This is a genomic window from Ancylobacter mangrovi (assembly GCF_024752335.1).
Taxonomy (GTDB): domain Bacteria; phylum Pseudomonadota; class Alphaproteobacteria; order Rhizobiales; family Xanthobacteraceae; genus Ancylobacter; species Ancylobacter mangrovi.
Window position 1 is genome coordinate 309,777 of the sequence record NZ_JANTHY010000002.1, and the last position, 17,170, is coordinate 326,946.

Here is a 17,170-nt window from a genome sequence, read left to right on the forward strand (position 1 = left end):
CGGATGCTTCCCTTGATAGAGACTGCGCGCATAAAACAAGTATAAGTTGTATTATAGCCAAAAGAAAAGACTTCATTGCGCGCTAACCTCATAGGCCCTGCCGGCGCTGCCAACCACGAGGCCGGACGCACTGCACAGCACCAGAAGATCGAAGGGCGACCGCAGCTCCAGCGTGATCCGCAGCGGATAGAGCTGGCCGCCCGAATGCCAGTAGAGCGTGCCACGCCGATAGGCCTCGCCGCGCCCCGAGAGGAACGCGTCGACATCAAGCACCTCGTCGACCAGCGCGACGAGGGCGGCATCGGTCGCGCCTCTCTCGTCGGTGCGGAAGGCGACCGGCAGGATCAGCCGCCCCGCTCCCGCCTCGACGCGGAAGGTCAGCATGTCGTCGCCGGCGATGGAGGGGTAGAAATCGCGGCCGTTGTAGCGCGCCCGGCCCGCCGCCAGGTGCGGCCCGTTCAGCCGCACGCTGCGCGGGCGCGGCGTCAGGCTGGTGAAGGCATAGTCGCCGCCGACGCGGCAGAGCGCGTGGATCGTCTCTTCCACGTCCCGCAGCATCGGCGCGCCGGCGACCGGCGTCGTGCCCTTCTCGAATCCTTGCAGCCGCGCCAGCCTCGTGCCGTGCTCGGAGGTAAGGTGGAGGAAGGCGTCGGGCGCGCACCAGTAGACGTCGGGCGGCTGCGCCGTGTTCTGCACCGGCAGGGTGAAGAGCCCGTCCCAGGGGATGCCCTGCATCTCCACCGCGATCTCGTCCTCCCACGCATCCGCCGCCATGTCGTAGACGGCGATGGCGAGCGCGCCGGCGCGCCGGAGCGGGAAGGCGATGCGGTCCCGCTCGATCCGCGAAGGCGGGCCGCAAAAGCGGGCGCCGGCGAATTGCTCGATCCGCTTCACCGGCCCGGGAATGCCGTCGAGGAAGCGGCCGATGACGGCGCTCTCGGCAAGCACGGTGGCGAAGCCGAGCGGGCTGCTCGCCACGGCGAACGACGCCTTCGGCCAGCTATTCGGCGCCATCTTGTCGAGCCAGACCCATCCCGAGCCGGCTCCCGCCTGCGCGGCCTCGGCCCGGAAGAACAGCTCGCCTTGCGCCGTGAGGCAGAACGCCCGGCTCGGCGAGCCGCTGCGGAACAGCGCCACCGCGCCTTTCGGAAGCGCCGCCGCCCGCCACCGGCTCGCGGCGAGGTCGAGCGCGGACGGCAGGCTGGCGAAGCCGTCCGCCCCCAGCGCGGGAAAGCCGCTGACGATGCCTCCCGCCCGCGGCCGGCTCAGCGGCCGGCCGGTCTGCGGGTCGAAGCGGAACGGGGCCGGATAGGCGAGGCCGGCGGCGGAGGTGGGGAGGTTGGCGAGGTCGAGGCGCTCGTCGCCCTGGTCGAAGAACGCCTCGCGCCAGTGGAAGCCCTTCGGCAGGCCGTCGCCGAACACCCACCGGATCGGCGGCTCGCCCGCGACGGGCGATGGAACCGGCCAGATCTCCTCGCCACCCGTCATCGCCCACCCGTCACGGCCGGGCCGCATAGCGCGTGACCGTCACCTGCGTCGCGCCATGGAGCGATTTGACCTCGAAATTCCGCACCCGGCTGAAATCGATGCCGAGCGGGCGCCCGCCCGCGACGAGATAGAGCCGGCCGTCGACGCGCAGGCGGAACGGCTCCAAGGCCTGCAGCGAGACGAAGGGCCGCTCGCTGTCCGGCGCGAGGTTCACCGGCACCCACTCCGCCGTGGCGAGGACGGCCCGGCTCCGGTCCGCCACCGTCGACGCGGCCGGCGGCGACGGCGACACGGTCCGCTGCGATGGGGCGGCGGCCGGCCGCGGCATGGGCGCGGGAACGGGGCCCGAAGCGGTTCTGGTCTGACGGTCGGCGGATGACGTGGCCTCCTTCCCGGCACCCCGTTCCGGGGACGAACCCGCGGCGGATCGGGACCCGCCGCCTGAGTTACCATGATACAACCAGAAGATGCTTGCCGCCGCAATTGTCAGGACCGCCGCAGCGGCAGCGCCCCATTGCGGACGGCTCCAGCCGCGAACTCCGGTCACCGTCCCGAGTGTTTGGCCAGAATTACCCGGCCGGTCGACGGCTATCGCCGGCGCTTCCGTGCGAGCCGCCTCTTCTACTTGGCTTATCGGCACGTCGAGAGGGTCGACGGCGGGCAATTCATCCGCAGGCGTCGATTCGTAAGCTTGCGCTACATCTTCGGGTACTTCCGGCGGGACGACATGCTGCTCGACCCCGCAGAACGGACAGAATCGAACGGCGATCGCCAGCTCGGACTGGCAGTCCTTGCATCGCCCCTCGATGACCCGCACGACACCATCCCCGCCGCCGTCTTTTCATCATTAAGACATCATCAATACATTGGAAGTCAACGGATTCTGTTCGTAATCCCGTTGTCGTAACTGGCGGTGAGCGGCGCTCTTCTCCGCGTTTCTGCTCAATTTCTGACCAGACGAAGCCGTGGAGCAAAACCGGACGGCCGGAGACTTCAGTCTTCGGGTGGACGCCCGGCGCTGCTTTTAGTACGAATTTCAACCTTGTCCGAACCCTCCGGCCGATGATTGCCGAGGGCATCGATGCCGCCGCCACGGGCCGCGTTATACTCGCTATGGTTGCTTAAATGTTGGGCGGATGTCGAGCCATCTCACGCATGCGTCGCGCGTGAGAACCCGCCGGCGACGGCAATGTCGCCGGCTACGCACTGCCGGCCCGCCCGGGAAACATGCTCAACGCGTCCAGGTCGCGAGCCCGTTGGTGTCGAGATAGTCGACCGTGAACGACACCGCCTTGCCGTCCTTCACCACGAAGCGCAGCGAGGATAGCGAACCGTCGGGCGCGTTCTCGGTACGGGGGCCGACCGAGAAGGCGTCGCCGTCCCAATGCGTCATGGGAAGCGCGAAGTTGCCGGGCCCGGCATGGAACACCAGCCCATCGCCCTGCTTCACGATCTCGGCGCGGCCGAAATAGCCGTTCTGGTAGGTGCCCACATAGTCGTCCAGCGCGCGGGCGGGGCCCGCATCCGCCGGCGGGCTCTTGCCGGCGAGGTCGCCGACCGGCTCGTAATAGTGGAGCAGGCGCGGATTGAGCAGGGCGAACCAGTCCCTCGTCGCCACGCCGTACTGGGCGATGTCCATGAACTGGCCGGCGATCGCCTCCGCCGCGCCGACCGGCCCGGCATTGGTCAGCACCACGATGGCGAGGTCGGCCGAGGGGAGGATCTGCACATTGGTCGCGGCGCCGAGCGTGAAGGCGCCCGAATGGCTCGCCGTGGTACGGCCATTGGCGTTGACGCCCACCCCGAAGCCGAAGCCGTAGAAGCTCGAGCGGGTGTCGAGCGCATGGCCCGGCCCGCTGAAGGCCTGCGGGCTCATGGCCGGCAGCAGCGCGGCCTCGGCGATCATCTGCTCGCCATTATGGCTTCCGCGCGCCAGCAGCAGCGTGAGCCACCGGGCGAGGTCGCTGGCGCTCGAGGAGACGCCGCCGGCCGGCGCCTGCGCGTCCGCGTCGCGCGTGTAGAGCGGTTGGAAGCGCCCGCCGACAAGCGCGTGCAGCGTCGCCCGGTTCGCCCGCTTCAGGAAATCGGCATGGCGGTAGCTGGTCGAGGCCATGCCGAGCGGCTCGAACAGCGCTTCGTCGGCGAGGTCCTCCCAGCTCCGGCCCGACGCGCGGGCCACCGCCTCGGCGCCGGTGGTGATGCCGAAATTGGCATAGTGGTAGGAGATGCGGAACGCGTCGAGCGGCAGCAGGTGCAGCCGCGCCAGGATCGCAGAGCGATCGAAGCCGATATCCTCGAGGTCGTCGCCGGCAGCAAGCGGCAGGCCGGTGCGATGCGCGTAGAAATCGCCGATGGTCGCGTGCTGCGTCACATAGGGCGAGGCGAGGCTGAACGCGGGAAGGTATTTCGCCACCTTGTCGTCCCATTTCACCACGCCTTTCGTCACCTCAATGGCGGCGACCGTGCCGGCGATCGGCTTGGAGAGCGAGGCGATCTGGAACACGGTGTCGGCGTCGACCGGGTCCGGCCTGCCGAGTTCGCGCACGCCGAAGCCGCGCAGGAAGACCGTCCTGCCGCCCTGGACCACCGCGACCGCCGCGCCGGGCACGCCGCTGCGCCCCATAATGTCGCCGACCATGTCCGGCAGCGCCGCGAGGGCCTTCTCGACGCCGCCCTTCGCCATCGGCACGACATCGTCGGGCGGAATGGGGCCGAGATCGAGCGGGATCACGTCCGGCGCCGCCGTCTGTGCCCGCGCGGGCACAGGCGTGCCGGCCATGGCGAGCGCCAGCGCAAGGCCCAGCGAGCCGGCCCACCGGAGGACCGGGGATGCCGGGAACGCTATCCCGGCGCGCGAGAGGCCGCGCCGCGCTACCGCCCCGCCATCCGCGTTCCACGCATATGAAATGCCTGACATTCGCCCGCTCCCCATCAAGCCGATCCGCCCGTAACCGGATTACAGGGCTTTGCGCCCCGTCTCCACCCGCGCTGCAAGACTCCGCGCTGCAAGACAAGGCGCGTTCCGTGGAACAGGCTATCCGCTTCCCGCAGCCTTGACCTCGCTAGTTTGACCTGGCGAGCGCCGGCCGCCGCACGAGATCCGCGCCCCGGTTGTTGCCCTCCCGCCGCGCATGGGAAGCTGCGGCGTCCGCCCGAGGGGGCCGCAGGGGAGAGAGCGGGGCATGAATCCGGCAGAGCTCGTCCACATCCTTTATCTCGTCGCCATCGTCGCCGAGGCCATGACCGCCGCGCTTGCGGCGGGGCGCCGGCAGATGGACTGGGTCGGCGTCGCCCTTCTCGGCAGCATAACCGCGCTCGGCGGCGGCTCGGTGCGCGACGTGCTGCTGGGGCGGCACCCGCTGAGCTGGGTCGAGCACCCTTCCTATCTGCTGATCACCGGCGGGGCGGCGCTGGCGACCATCGCGCTCGCCCGGCAGATGCCCCATCTGCGCCGCGTCTTCCTGTTCCTCGACGCGGTCGGGCTGGTGGTCTTCACCGTCATTGGCTGCAACGTGGCGATCGCGCTCGACATGCCGGTCGTCATCGTCATCGCCGCCGGCATGATCACCGGCTGCGTCGGCGGCGTGCTGCGCGACATGCTGTGCGCCGACATCCCGCTGTTGTTCCGCGCCGAGCTCTACGCGACGGTCTCCGTCGTCACCAGCCTGGTCTATCTCGGCGGCCAGCGGCTCGGCTTCCCGCACGATCTCGTCATGCTGGCGGCCATGGTCGTCGGGCTGGGGCTGAGGCTGCTCGCGCTGCGCTTCGGCTGGAGCATGCCCAAATTCGTCTACACCGAATCCCTGCACTGAGATCCGCGCCGGCGCCTCAGAGGAAGGTCTCCGGCATGGGCACCCACTGGCCGGCCTTGGCACGGAACTGGGGGATATGGCCGAGGCTGCGGATCAGCGCCCGGTCGGCGCCGAGCGTCGCCTGCCATTCGCGCGCCTCGGTGAGGATGACGCCGACGCCTACCACGTCCGCGCCGGCGCTGCGCAGCAGCTCGAGCGAGCCCTTCAGGCTCGAACCGGAAGCCACCACGTCGTCGACCATCACCGTCCGCTTGCCCGCCAGCAGCGGGATCGTGCGGCGGTCGAGCAGAAGGCGCTGCTCGCCCTTCGAGGTGATGGATGAGATCTTCTGCTCCAGCGCATCCTGCAGGTGGACCTTGGGCGATTTCTGCAGGATCACGTAGCGGTCGAGGCCGAGCGCGCGGCTGACCTCGATGGCGATCGGGATGCCGAGCGTCGCCGCGCCGACCACGACCTCCGGGTGGAACGGCGCCAGCTTGCTGGCAAGCCGGCGGCCGACGAACTCGCCGAACTTCACCCCGAGGTCGATCACCATCATCAGCGAGATGGCGAAGTCGTGCCTGATCGGCACGATGGGAAGATCCACGCGCATGCCGCCGACATCGGCGGTCCAGCTCTGGCCGCTCAACACCGGGCTGCCGCTCATTTGATCGCCGATCGCAGGCGAATTCCCGTCGGCCGTCATCGTGCGCGCCTCCCCCTCGTTCGGCGGGAACGCTCCACACGCGAATGCCGCCGGCTCGATTTGTGAGCCGGTATCGCCGCGCTTTCCAGTGCGATCTTGTCCAGCACGGGCGGGACGTACCGGCGGAGGGCGCGGATGTAGCCGGAAATCATTGCGCGCGAAGGCTCAAAAGGGCTGTGCCGGACATAGATCCGACATTTTCCGGGGGGATTAGCTCGCCGGTTTTTCGAATGCCGGTGCGGCAAGCCGCGCTCCGGAACCGTCCCCGATCCCTGCCTGAGGCCGCCCGCGGCGCATTCCGTCGCGGTCCGGAAATGCGCCGCCGCGGCGCGGAGATGGGAACATCGGGTGGGCCGGAGGCGTTTGCCAATCCCGCCTCACATGTTTTTCGGTCCACACCTTCCCCAGCATTTCCTAGCTTCGCCGCGCGTCAGGCGATGATTCGCGTCAAGGAGAGCCAAGTTCATGAATGCCAAGTGGTGGCAGCGGGGCATCTTCTACCAGGTCTATCCCCGCTCGTTTCAGGACACCAACGGCAACGGGATCGGCGATCTGGAGGGCATCCGCGAGCGGCTGGACTATCTGGTCAAGCTCGGCATCGACGCCATCTGGATCTCGCCCATCTATCCCTCTCCGATGGCCGACCATGGCTACGACGTGTCGGACTATTGCGGCATCGATCCGGTGTTCGGCGATTTCGAGACCTTCGACCGGCTGGTCGAGGACATCCACGCCCACGGCCTGAAGCTGGTGCTCGACTTCGTGCCGAATCACACCTCCAACCAGCATCCGTGGTTCCTGGAGAGCAGCTCCTCGCGCGACAACCCCAAGCGCGATTGGTACATCTGGCGCGATCCCGCGCCCGATGGCGGGCCGCCGAACAACTGGGTGAGCTATTTCAGCGGCTCGGGCTGGGAGTTCCACGAGCCCACCGGCCAGTACTACTACCACGCCTATCTCAAGGAGCAGCCGGACCTGAACTGGCGCAATCCCGAGGTGCGCGAGGAGATGCACAACGTGCTGCGCTTCTGGATGAAGCGCGGCGTCGACGGCTTCCGCGTCGACGTGATCTGGCACCTCATCAAGGACGCGCTGTTCCGCGACGACCCGCCGAACCCCGACTACAAGCCGGGCGACCCGGAGAACAACCGCCTGATCCAGGCCTATTCGGCCGACCAGCCCGAGGTGCACCCGGTCATCGCCGGCCTGCGCCGCGTGGTCGACGAATATCCCGACCGCGTGCTGATCGGCGAGATCTACCTGCCGGTAAGCAGGCTCGTGACCTATTACGGCGAGGATCTCGGCGGGGCGAACCTGCCCTTCAACTTCCAGCTGATCGGGGCCGGCGGCCACGCCAAGGACCTGTCCAAGATCATCATGGACTATGAGGCCGCGCTGCCGCCCGGCGGCTGGCCGAACTGGGTGCTGGGCAACCACGACCAGCCGCGCATCGCCTCGCGCATCGGGCCGGAATTCGCGCCGCTGGCGGGCATGCTGCTGCTCACCCTGCGCGGCACGCCGACCATGTATTACGGCGACGAGCTCGGCATGGAGGACGTGCCGATCCCCAAGCGCGCGACGCAGGACCCGTGGGAGATCAACGAGCCGGGCATCGGCGTCAGCCGCGACCCGGAGCGCACGCCCATGCAGTGGGACGCCTCGCCCAATGCCGGCTTCACCACCGGCACGCCCTGGCTGCCGGTGTCGCCGGACTATGCGCAGCGCAACGTCGCCACGCTCGACGCCGACCCGCGCTCCATGCTGACGCTGCATCGCCGACTGATCGAACTGCGGCGCTCGCACCCCGCGCTCGAGATGGGCTCCTACCGCACCGTCTCGGACGAGGACGAGGTGCTGGTCTATCTGCGCGAGCTCGACGAGCAGCGGGTGCTGGTCGTGCTCAATCTGAGCCGCGAGGCCCGCACCTTCACCCTGCCCGAAGAGATGAGCGCGGCCCGCGCCCTGCTCTCGACCCGGCTCGACGACCCGGACCGCTCCGGCCCCGAGGTCCGCCTGCGGGTCCACGAGGGAATCATCCTCGAAATCGAGTAAAGGCGGGGCCTTCGGGCCCCGTCTCGTCCTTGGCACGCGGATTCCGCTGCGGTAAGCTGATTCGCAGGGCAGCGGGCGGGCTGCCGGGGGCGAAGTCTTGCGGCAGGTCGTTTTCGACAGCGCGGATCTGCGTGTGGTCTGGGTACCGGCGCATTGCGACGTCGTGCGCCCGGACAATACTTGCCCCAGCGGCATGATTGCGGGGCCCGGGGCCGTGGCGAATGGCGAAATGCCTGCCCGGCCCGACGTGGTGTTCGTCACCTTCGAATCGATGATGCCGGTGCGCGACCCGGACCGCCCGGGCTTCGCCGAACACTTCCTGCAGAGCCGCGGCTACAGCGCCTATCACATGCAGCCGAAGACCAATTCCTGGTACCAGTACCAGGAAATGGCGGAGGCGCTCGCCATGGTGCGTGAGGCCATCGCGCCGGGCACACGGCTCGTCACCTACGGCTCGAGCATGGGCGGCTATGGCGCCTACCGCTTCTCCGCGCCGCTGCGCGCGGACAAGGTCATCGCCTTCTCGCCGCAATACAGCATCAACCGGTTCCGGACCTGGTGGGAGCGGCGCTGGGCCGCGGATGGCCGCCCCCTCATCTGGGACAGGCAGGCGCCGCATCACGGCGGCGACCTCTTCATCTTCTACGACCCGCTGAACACCGACCGCCACCACATACGCGGCATGCGCCGGGAGGCCGACATCCGGCCGGTGCGGATGTTTTTCAGCGGCCACGCCTCCATCGCCTATGTGCAGGAGCTCGGCTTCCTGGAGAAGGCGGTGCTCGACATCGCCGAGGACCGGTTCGACGCCGCCGCCTTCGAGGCCTTGCTGTGGGAGCGCCGGCTCGGCTCGTCCACCTACCAGCGCATGCGCCGGCGCAAGCGGACCGGGGTCCTGCGCCGGCTCAAATACGCGCTGATCGAGGCGCGGCTCGAACGCCACTTCTCCGGCACGCCCGCGCTGCCCCTGCCGGCAAAGGACGCGCCGGTGGCCGGCTGACGGCCCCGCAGGGCCAAGGCGACTTGAAACGCCAAGTCGCCTTCAGATCCAAGGCGACTTGCAGGGCTGCGGCGCGCCTCAGGCCCTCAGGGCGATGCGGTAGGCGTGGGCCGGGTAGACGCCGAGAATGCGCACCTCCTTGGAGAAGAAGCTCAGCTCCTCCAGCGCGTTCTTCAGCCCGCGGTCCTCGGGATGGCCGTCGACATCGGCGTAGAACTGGGTGGCGAAGAACTCGCCGTCGAGCTGGTAGCTCTCGAGCTTGGTCATGTTCACGCCGTTGGTGGCGAAGCCGCCCAGCGCCTTGTAGAGCGCGGCCGGCACGTTGCGCACCCGGAACACGAAGGTGGTCACGGTCGGCCCGTTATTGGCCGGCGCCCAGTCCGCCTCGCGGGCGAGGATGATGAAGCGGGTGGTGTTGTGCGCCTCGTCCTCGATGTTCTCGGCGATGATGTCGAGGCCGTAGATCTCGGCGGCGAGGCGCGAGGCGATGGCGGCCTGCGTCGGGTCGCCCTCCTCCGCCACCAGCCGCGCCGCGCCGGCGGTGTCGACGCCCACCACCGCCTTCAGCCCCAGCTTGCGGATGATGTTGCGGCACTGGCCGAGCGCCATGACGTGGCTGGTCACGCTCTTCACCGTGGCGAGCGTCGCGCCCTTCACGGCCATGAGCTGGTGCGAGAGCGGCAGGAAGAACTCGCCGGCGATGTTGAGCCCCGATGTCGGCATCAGGTGATGGATGTCGGCGACCCGGCCGGCGACGGAATTCTCGATCGGGATCATGCCGAGATCGGCCTCGCCCGCCTGCAGCGCGGCGAAGGCATCCTCGAAGGTCGCGCAGGGCACCGCCTCGAAATCGGGATAGACCTCCCGGCAGGCGATGTGGGAGTTGGCTCCCGGCTCGCCCTGGAAGACGATGGTGCGCTTGGTCATAGTGTCGTCCTCGACTCAGCGGCGAGGATCGCCCTCGCCTTCTCAAGATCGTGCGGCGTGTCGACGCCGAGCGGCACCGTGTCGACCACCGCGACGTCGATGCGCATGCCTGCCTCCAGCGCGCGCAGCTGCTCCAGCTTCTCGCGGCTCTCCAGCGGCGAGGGCGGCAGCGTGACGAAACGCTCCAGCGCCGGGCGGCGATAGGCGTAGAGCCCGATATGGTGGAACAGCGGCCCCTCGCCGAAGGGCGCCGTGGCGCGGGTGAAATAGAGCGCGCGCAGCCGGCCCGGCGCGACCTCGCTGCCGACCGCCTTCACCACGTTCGGGTTGGTGCGCTCCTCGTCGACGGTGATCTGCGCCGCCAGCGTGCCGATGTCGACCGCCGGGTCGTCGAGCAGGTCGAGCGCGGCGCGGATCAGGGCCGGGTCGATGGTGGGCAGGTCGCCCTGCACGTTGACGATGCGCGTGACCTGGCCCGCGGGGTCGACCCGCCCCAGCGCCTCGAAGATGCGGTCCGAGCCGGTGGTGTGGTCGGCGCGGGTCATCGAGACCGCGAATCCCGCCGCCTCGACCGCCGCGCGCACCCCGTCATCGTCGGTGGCGACCACAACCTTGCCGATATCTGCCGCGGCGGAACGCCGCGCCACCTCGACGATCATCGGCCGGCCGCCGACATCGGCGAGCGGCTTGCCGGGCAGACGGGTGGAGGCCATGCGGGCTGGAATCAGTATAAGCGTGTCCGTTGGGGACATTTCTCAGTGCCTTGACGGAATTCCTCAGCGGAACGGCCCACGCCGAGAGTGGCGAAACGTAGCAACCACGGCGCGGCTTATACGGGTTGCACGCCAACCGTCAAAATGATTAGTTCCGCCCGCCAATGGCGGCGGCATAACGCGGCTGGTACAGTGCGTTAGGGGTGCGGAGAACTGGCCGGACAGTTCGCCGCACCGGCGGGAGGGAGCTAAAGTTTCGATGGACAGCTTCGAGCTGAATAAGATCGCTGGGGCCGTGCTGGGCGTGTTGACCTTCACGCTCGGGCTGAATGTCTTCGCCGACATATTGTTCTCCGTTCACGAGCCGGAGAAGCCCGGCTTCGAGATCGTGGTGCAGGAAGGCTCCAGCGGCGAGGCGCAGGCCGCCGCCCCCGCCGATGTGCCGATCGCCAACCTTCTCGCCACCGCCAGCGCCGAGAAGGGCGCCAGCCAGGCCAAGAAGTGCGCCGCCTGCCACAATCTCCAGGAAGGCGCCGGCGCCAAGGTCGGTCCCGACCTCTATGGCGTGGTGGGCCGCAAGGTCGCCAGCGCTTCGGGCTTCGCCTATTCCGAGGCGATGAAGGCGCATGGCGGCGAGTGGACCTTCGAGCAGCTCAACCACTTCCTGACCAACCCGAAGAAGTACATCCCCGGCACCGCGATGGGCTTCGCCGGCCTCGCCAAGGAGAGCGACCGCGCGGACCTGCTGGTCTATCTGAACACGCTGTCGCACGACCCACTGCCGCTGCCCAAGCCCGAGGCTACCCCGGCCGCCGCCGAAGGCGCGGCTCCGGCTGAGGGCGCGGCTCCTGCCGAGAAGGCGACGCCGGATGCCGGCGGCACCACCCCCGCCGCGGGCGCTCCCGCCCCGGCCGAGGGTGCCGCGCCGACCGAAAAGCCGGCCGAGGCGCAGCCGGCCCCGAGCGAGCCCGCTTCCGGCGAGCCCGGCGGCAACACGCCGCCGACCGAGGGCGCTCCCGCGCCTGCCAACCCCTGAGCGCCGCGTCCGGGCCGCGACCGCATGGCCCGGACAACGACGCCATTTCACGATCACGTCAGGCCGGTGGCGCTTCGCGCCCCGGCCTTATTCTTTTCCGAAGGTAACGGTTCATAGTCCCCGCCGACCCGCGCGTCCCGGCGCGCGACGGGCCGGCCCCGTTTCATCCGCGCGCGCCCGATCGGTGCGCCTCGTCGCGGCCCCGTTGCGGCCTCTTGCCGGGCGCCGCCGACGGGCACAACGTGCCGAGCGTCACATTGCCGACGCGCCAACAGGGATAAGTGCATGACGATCCGTCCTCCCGCCCCGTCCGTCCGCCCCGGCTCCGCTACGCTCCGTCCGGCTGGCCGGACCGACCGGGAGGGCCTCGTCTGCCCGACCCGCCGCGCGCTTCTCGCCAGCACCGTGCTCGGGCTCACCTTCGCCGCGCTCCCCGCCTTCCTGCGCGGCGCCTTCGCGCAGGACGCCGCCGCCCCGAACGCCACCCCACCGGGCGCCGCTGCCGACGCGGCCAAGCCCGCGGGAGCGGCCGCCGGCGAATGGCGGCACGGGCTGTCCCTGCTCGGCTCGCCCAAATATCCCGACGGCTTCAAGCGCTTCGACTATGTGAACGCCGACGCGCCCAAGGCCGGCCTGCTGCGGCTCTCGGTCGACGGCACCTTCGATTCGCTGAACGACATCATCACCCGCGGCACCCCGGCCGCCGGCATGCAGCTCGTCTACGACACGCTCATGTCCCCCGCCCTCGACGAGGTAGCGACCGAGTACGGCCTGCTGGCGGAAGCGGTCCGCTTCCCGGCCGACTTCTCCTCCGTCACCTACCGCCTGCGCGCCGAGGCCAAATGGCATGACGGCGAGCCGGTCACGGCGGACGACGTGGTGTGGTCGTTCGAGGAGCTGATCAAGAACAACCCGCGCCAGGCCTACTATTACAGCCACGTCAAATCGGTGGCGAAGACGGGCGAGCGCGAAGTCACCTTCACCTTCGACCAGGCGGGCAACCGCGAGCTGCCGCAGATCGTCGGCCAGATCCGCATCATGCCCAAGCACTGGTGGACCGGAACCGACGCCAGCGGGCGCAAGCGCGACATCAGCCAGACCACGCTCGAAGTGCCGCTCGGCTCGGGCCCCTACAAGGTGAAGGAGGTCTCCCCCGGTCGCTCGATCTCGTTCGAGCGCGTGGCCGGCTACTGGGGCAAGGACCTGCCGGTGAATGTCGGCACCAACAATTTCGACGAGCAGCGCTACGAGTATTTCCGCGATTCGACGGTCGAGCTCGAGGCCTTCAAGGGCGACCAGTACGACTTCCGCATCGAGACCTCGGCCAAGGACTGGGCGACCGCCTACGACTTCCCGGCGGTGAAGCAGGGCCGGGTGGTCCTCGAGGAGTTCCCGATCCGCTCCTCGGGCTCCATGCAGGCCTTCATCCCCAATCTGCGCCGCGCCAAGTTCCAGGACCAGCGCGTGCGCCGGGCGCTCAACTACGCGCTCGACTTCGCGGGCATGAACCGCACCCTGTTCTACGACCAGTACAAGCGGACCACGAGCTTCTTCCAGAACACCGAGCTCGCCTCCTCCGGCCTGCCGAGCGGGCTGGAACTGGAGATCCTGAACAGCGTGAAGGACAAGGTCCCCGCGAACGTCTTCACCAAGCCCTACGAGAACCCGCCCTCGGGCGGGGAGGACGTGCGCCGCGCCAATCTGCGCGAGGCGATGAAGCTGCTGCGCGCGGCCGGCTACGACGTGAAGGGCGGCAAGCTGGTGAACGCCCAGGGCGAGCCCTTCACCATCGAGTTCCTGCTGGCGAGCCCGGCCTTCGAGCGGGTCGTGCTGTTCTACAAGCCCTCGCTGGAGCGGCTCGGCATCACCGTCACGGTGCGCCTCGTCGACACCTCGCAATACATCAACCGGCTGCGCGCGCGCGACTACGACATGATCATCACCGGCTGGGGCCAGTCGCTCTCGCCGGGCAACGAGCAGCGCGACTTCTGGGGCTCGGCCGCCGCCGACCAGGATGGCTCGAGCAACTATGCCGGCATCAAGGACCCGGGCATCGACGAGCTGATCGAGAAGGTCATCTACGCCAAGGACCGCGACGAGCTGGTGGCGGCGACCCACGCGCTCGACCGGGTGCTGCTGGCGCATGACTACGTCATTCCGAGCTGGACCTACCCCAACATCCGCACCGCGCGCTGGAACCGCTTCGGCCATCCCGAGAAGCTGCCGGAATACTCCTTCGGCTTCCCCGACATCTGGTGGTGGGATGAGGCCAAGGCGGCAAAGACCGGGGGCACGCGGTGAGCGCACGCAGCCTCCGTGTCAGCCGCCGCCACCTGCTGGCGCTCGGCGGGGCGGCCGGCGCCGCGCTGGCGCTGCCACGCCGGGTCGCCGCGCAGCAGGCGACGACGCCGGATACGGCTGCCATGCCGGGGGTGATGCCGGCGGGCGAGCGGCACGGCCTCTCGGCCTTCGGCGACCTGAAATACCCGGCCGACTTCGCCCATTTCGACTATGTCGACCCGGACGCCGCCAAGGGCGGGATGTTCTCGCAGATCGGGCCGACCGGGCTGTTCAACCAGTCGCTCCAGACCTTCAACTCGCTGAACGGCTACATTCTCAGCGGCGACGCCGCGCAGGGCATCGGCCTGATCTTCGACACGCTGATGAAGCGGGCGCTTGACGAGCCCGACGCGGTGTACGGCCTCCTCGCCAGCTCCGTGACCATCTCGCCGGACGGCACGCAGTACCGCTTCCGCTTGCGCCCGGAGGCGCGCTTCCACGACGGTACGCCGCTCACCGCCGAGGACGTCGCCTTCTCGCTGAACCTGCTGAAGGAGAAGGGGCACCCCATCATCGTGCAGAACCTGCGCGAGATGGAGAGCGTGCAGGCCGAAGGCGAGGACACGGTGCTGGTGCGCTTCACGCCGACCCGCGCGCGCGACGTGCCGCTGTTCGTCGCCTCGCTGCCGGTGTTCTCCAAGGCCTATTACGGCACCCACCCGTTCGACCAGAGCACGCTGGAGCCGCCGCTCGGCTCGGGCCCCTACAAGGTCGGCCCGTTCGAGGTCGGGCGCTACATCGCCTATGAGCGGGTGCCGGACTACTGGGCCGCCGGGCTGCCGGTGAACCGGGGCGTGAACAATTTCGACACGCTGCGCTACGAGTATTTCCGCGACCGCGAGGTCGGCTTCGAGGCCTTCAAGGCCAAGGTCTACCTGTTCCGGCAGGAGTTCACCTCCCGCACCTGGGCGACCGGCTACGACTTTCCCGCGCTCAAGGAAGGCAAGGTGAAGCAGGCCGTGCTGCCGGACACCACGCCTTCGGGCGCGCAGGGCTGGTTCCTCAACCTGCGCCGGCCGCAATTCGCCGATCCGCGCATGCGCGAGGCGCTCTCCTACGCCTTCGATTTCGAGTGGACGAACAAGTACCTGATGTTCGACGCGTACAAGCGCACCACCTCGTTCTTCGAGAATTCGGACCTCATGGCGGAAGGTCCCGCAGGGCCCGAGGAGATCGCGCTGATCGCCTCGCTGGGCGACAAGCTCACCCCGGCGGACGTCGCGGCACTGAAGGCGCCGCCCTGGTCGCCGCCGGTCTCGGACGGCTCGGGCCAGGACCGCAAGCTGCTGCGGCAGGCCACCAGGCTCCTCGCCGAAGCCGGGTTCCGGGTCGAGAGCGGCCGGCTCGTCAGCCCGGACGGCAAGCCCGTCACCATCGAGTTCCTCGACGATGAGAGCGGGCTCGAGCGCCACACCTCGACCTTCATCAAGAACCTCAAGCTGCTCGGCATCGAAGCGCATTTCCGTCTCGTCGACTCGCCGCAATATCAGCGCCGGCTGAACGATTTCGACTTCGACACCACGGTGCGGCGCTTCTCCCTCAGCACCGTGCCGGGCGAATCGCTGCGCAGCTTCTTCGGCTCGCGCGCGGCGGCGACGCCGGGCTCGAACAACCTGTCGGGCATCGCCGACCCGGTGGTCGACCTGCTGATCGACCAGGTGATCGCGGCCGACACCCGCGAGAAGATGCGCACCGCCTGCCACCTGCTCGACCGGCGCCTGCGGGCCGGGCGCTACTGGGTGCCGCACTGGTACTCGGCCGAGTTCCGCATCGCCTTCTGGGACGAGTTCGCCTGGCCGAGCGCGCCGCGCCCGGTCTATGAGCGCGCCATTCCCGACATCTGGTCGGCGCCCGGCCGGCCGGCACAGTGAGGGACGGCGATCTCCGGCCGCTCCGGCGGGCGTGCCTTCCTATGACCTAACAGGACGTTAAGTTGACGGCATGACGCGCCATGGCCACCCTGTGCGCCGCTTGCCGAGAACCGCCGGCGGAGGAAGCCCGATCGCATGCTCGCCTATATTGTCCGTCGCCTCGCGCTGATGGTGCCGACCATCGTCGGCATCATGCTGGTGTCCTTCGCGGTCGTTCAGTTCGCGCCCGGCGGGCCGGTCGAACGGGTGATCGCCCAGATCACCGGCGAGGGCGGCAATGCCACCGACCGCATCGCCGGCTCGAGCGGCGGCGATTTCGGCGGCATGCAGTCCGGCGCCGCGGCCGGCGACCCGGTCAACTCGAAATATCGCGGCGCGCAGGGTCTCGACCCCGCCTTCATCCACCAGCTCGAGAAGCAGTTCGGCTTCGACAAGCCCGCCCCCGAGCGCTTCCTGAAGATGATGTGGGACTATGCCCGCTTCGACTTCGGCCGCTCCTATTTCCGCGACATCTCGGTGATCGAGCTCATCAAGGAGAAGATGCCGGTCTCGATCTCGCTCGGCCTGTGGATGACGCTCATCACCTACACGATCTCGATCCCGCTCGGCATCGCCAAGGCGGTGCGCGACGGCTCGCGCTTCGACGTGTGGACCTCGGCGGTCATCATCGTCGGCTATGCGATACCGAGCTTCCTGTTCGCGATCCTGCTGATCATCCTGTTCGCCGGCGGCTCGTTCTTCTCGTGGTTCCCGTTGCGCGGGCTCACCTCCGACAACTGGGAGCAGCTGAGCTGGGGCGCGCGCATCCTCGACTATTTCTGGCACCTGGTGCTGCCGATCACCTCCATGGTGCTCGGCGCCTTCGCCACCATGGCGCTGCTCACCAAGAACTCGTTCCTCGACGAGATCCGCAAGCAATACGTCGTCACCGCGCGGATGAAGGGCCTGTCGGAGCGGGCGGTGCTCTACCGGCACGTGTTCCGCAACGCGATGCTGATCATCATCGCCGGCTTTCCCGGCGCCTTCGTCGCCGCCTTCTTCTCCGGCTCGCTCCTGATCGAGACCATCTTCTCGCTCGACGGGCTCGGCCTGCTCGGCTTCGAGAGCGTGCTCAACCGCGACTATCCGGTGGTGTTCGCCAATCTCTACATCTTCTCGCTGGTCGGGCTGCTGGTGAACCTCATCTCCGACCTCACCTACACCTGGGTCGATCCGCGCATCGACTTCGAGACGCGGGACGTGTGAG

At 68.6% G+C, this 17,170-nt stretch carries 13 protein-coding genes; 7 read left to right on the top strand and 6 right to left on the bottom strand.

Annotated elements, in window-relative coordinates; genetic code table 11:
- Positions 1–72 precede the first annotated feature (72 nt).
- The 3 genes from NVS83_RS07255 to NVS83_RS07265 form a co-directional block, all read right to left on the bottom strand.
- Complete coding sequence (locus NVS83_RS07255) at positions 73–1,488, bottom strand: hypothetical protein (protein ID WP_258738731.1); 1,416 nt, start codon at positions 1,486–1,488, stop codon at positions 73–75.
- Positions 1,489–1,498: 10 nt separating this feature from the next.
- Entirely contained in the window at positions 1,499–2,305 is an 807-nt protein-coding gene (locus NVS83_RS07260; RefSeq protein ID WP_258738732.1) for a zinc ribbon domain-containing protein, read from the bottom strand.
- 414 nt (positions 2,306–2,719) lie between these two features.
- Positions 2,720–4,405 carry a serine hydrolase gene (locus NVS83_RS07265; RefSeq protein WP_258738733.1) on the bottom strand — a complete coding sequence of 562 codons (1,686 nt, stop codon included), beginning with the start codon at positions 4,403–4,405 and terminating at the stop codon, positions 2,720–2,722.
- Positions 4,406–4,670: 265 nt separating this feature from the next.
- Here NVS83_RS07265 and NVS83_RS07270 point away from each other — a divergent pair, with 265 nt between their 5' ends.
- Positions 4,671–5,300, top strand: coding sequence for a trimeric intracellular cation channel family protein (locus NVS83_RS07270; protein WP_258738734.1), 630 nt, complete (start codon positions 4,671–4,673; stop codon positions 5,298–5,300).
- Positions 5,301–5,316: 16 nt separating this feature from the next.
- Here the strand turns inward: NVS83_RS07270 and NVS83_RS07275 are convergent, their stop codons facing one another.
- Positions 5,317–5,946, bottom strand: coding sequence for a phosphoribosyltransferase family protein (locus NVS83_RS07275; RefSeq protein ID WP_258738735.1), 630 nt, complete (start codon positions 5,944–5,946; stop codon positions 5,317–5,319).
- Positions 5,947–6,450: 504 nt separating this feature from the next.
- Here NVS83_RS07275 and NVS83_RS07280 point away from each other — a divergent pair.
- Both NVS83_RS07280 and NVS83_RS07285 read left to right on the top strand, forming a co-directional pair.
- The gene (locus NVS83_RS07280) at positions 6,451–8,037 is read left to right on the top strand and encodes an alpha-amylase family glycosyl hydrolase (RefSeq protein WP_258738736.1); all 1,587 of its coding nucleotides are present in this window, start codon (positions 6,451–6,453) and stop codon (positions 8,035–8,037) included.
- A gap of 229 nt (positions 8,038–8,266) precedes the next feature.
- Positions 8,267–9,037: an alpha/beta hydrolase gene (locus NVS83_RS07285; RefSeq protein WP_258738737.1), complete on the top strand. Its 771-nt coding sequence runs from the start codon at positions 8,267–8,269 to the stop codon at positions 9,035–9,037.
- 78 nt (positions 9,038–9,115) lie between these two features.
- On the opposite strand, the gene NVS83_RS07290 is transcribed toward NVS83_RS07285, so the two are convergent.
- Together NVS83_RS07290 and NVS83_RS07295 are read right to left on the bottom strand one after the other, a co-directional pair.
- Entirely contained in the window at positions 9,116–9,964 is an 849-nt protein-coding gene (locus NVS83_RS07290) for a prephenate dehydratase (protein WP_258731853.1), read from the bottom strand.
- The gene (locus tag NVS83_RS07295) at positions 9,961–10,716 is read right to left on the bottom strand and encodes a 3-deoxy-manno-octulosonate cytidylyltransferase (protein ID WP_258738738.1); all 756 of its coding nucleotides are present in this window, start codon (positions 10,714–10,716) and stop codon (positions 9,961–9,963) included. The genes NVS83_RS07290 and NVS83_RS07295 overlap by 4 nt, the downstream gene beginning before the upstream one ends.
- 220 nt (positions 10,717–10,936) lie before the next feature.
- On the opposite strand from NVS83_RS07295, the gene NVS83_RS07300 reads away from it, so the two are divergent.
- The 4 genes from NVS83_RS07300 (at position 10,937) to NVS83_RS07315 (ending at position 17,169) form a co-directional block, all read left to right on the top strand.
- Positions 10,937–11,713 (top strand): c-type cytochrome, encoded by a 777-nt coding sequence (locus NVS83_RS07300; protein WP_258738739.1) that lies wholly within the window; start codon positions 10,937–10,939, stop codon positions 11,711–11,713.
- Positions 11,714–11,998: 285 nt separating this feature from the next.
- Positions 11,999–14,014 carry an extracellular solute-binding protein gene (locus tag NVS83_RS07305; protein WP_258738740.1) on the top strand — a complete coding sequence of 672 codons (2,016 nt, stop codon included), beginning with the start codon at positions 11,999–12,001 and terminating at the stop codon, positions 14,012–14,014.
- On the top strand, positions 14,011–15,924 hold the full coding sequence (locus NVS83_RS07310; protein ID WP_258738741.1) for an extracellular solute-binding protein: 1,914 nt from the start codon (positions 14,011–14,013) through the stop codon (positions 15,922–15,924). The genes NVS83_RS07305 and NVS83_RS07310 overlap by 4 nt, the downstream gene beginning before the upstream one ends.
- Before the next feature lie 135 nt (positions 15,925–16,059).
- The gene (locus NVS83_RS07315) at positions 16,060–17,169 is read left to right on the top strand and encodes a microcin C ABC transporter permease YejB (protein ID WP_258731858.1); all 1,110 of its coding nucleotides are present in this window, start codon (positions 16,060–16,062) and stop codon (positions 17,167–17,169) included.
- The last annotated feature ends 1 nt before the right edge of the window (position 17,170 follow it).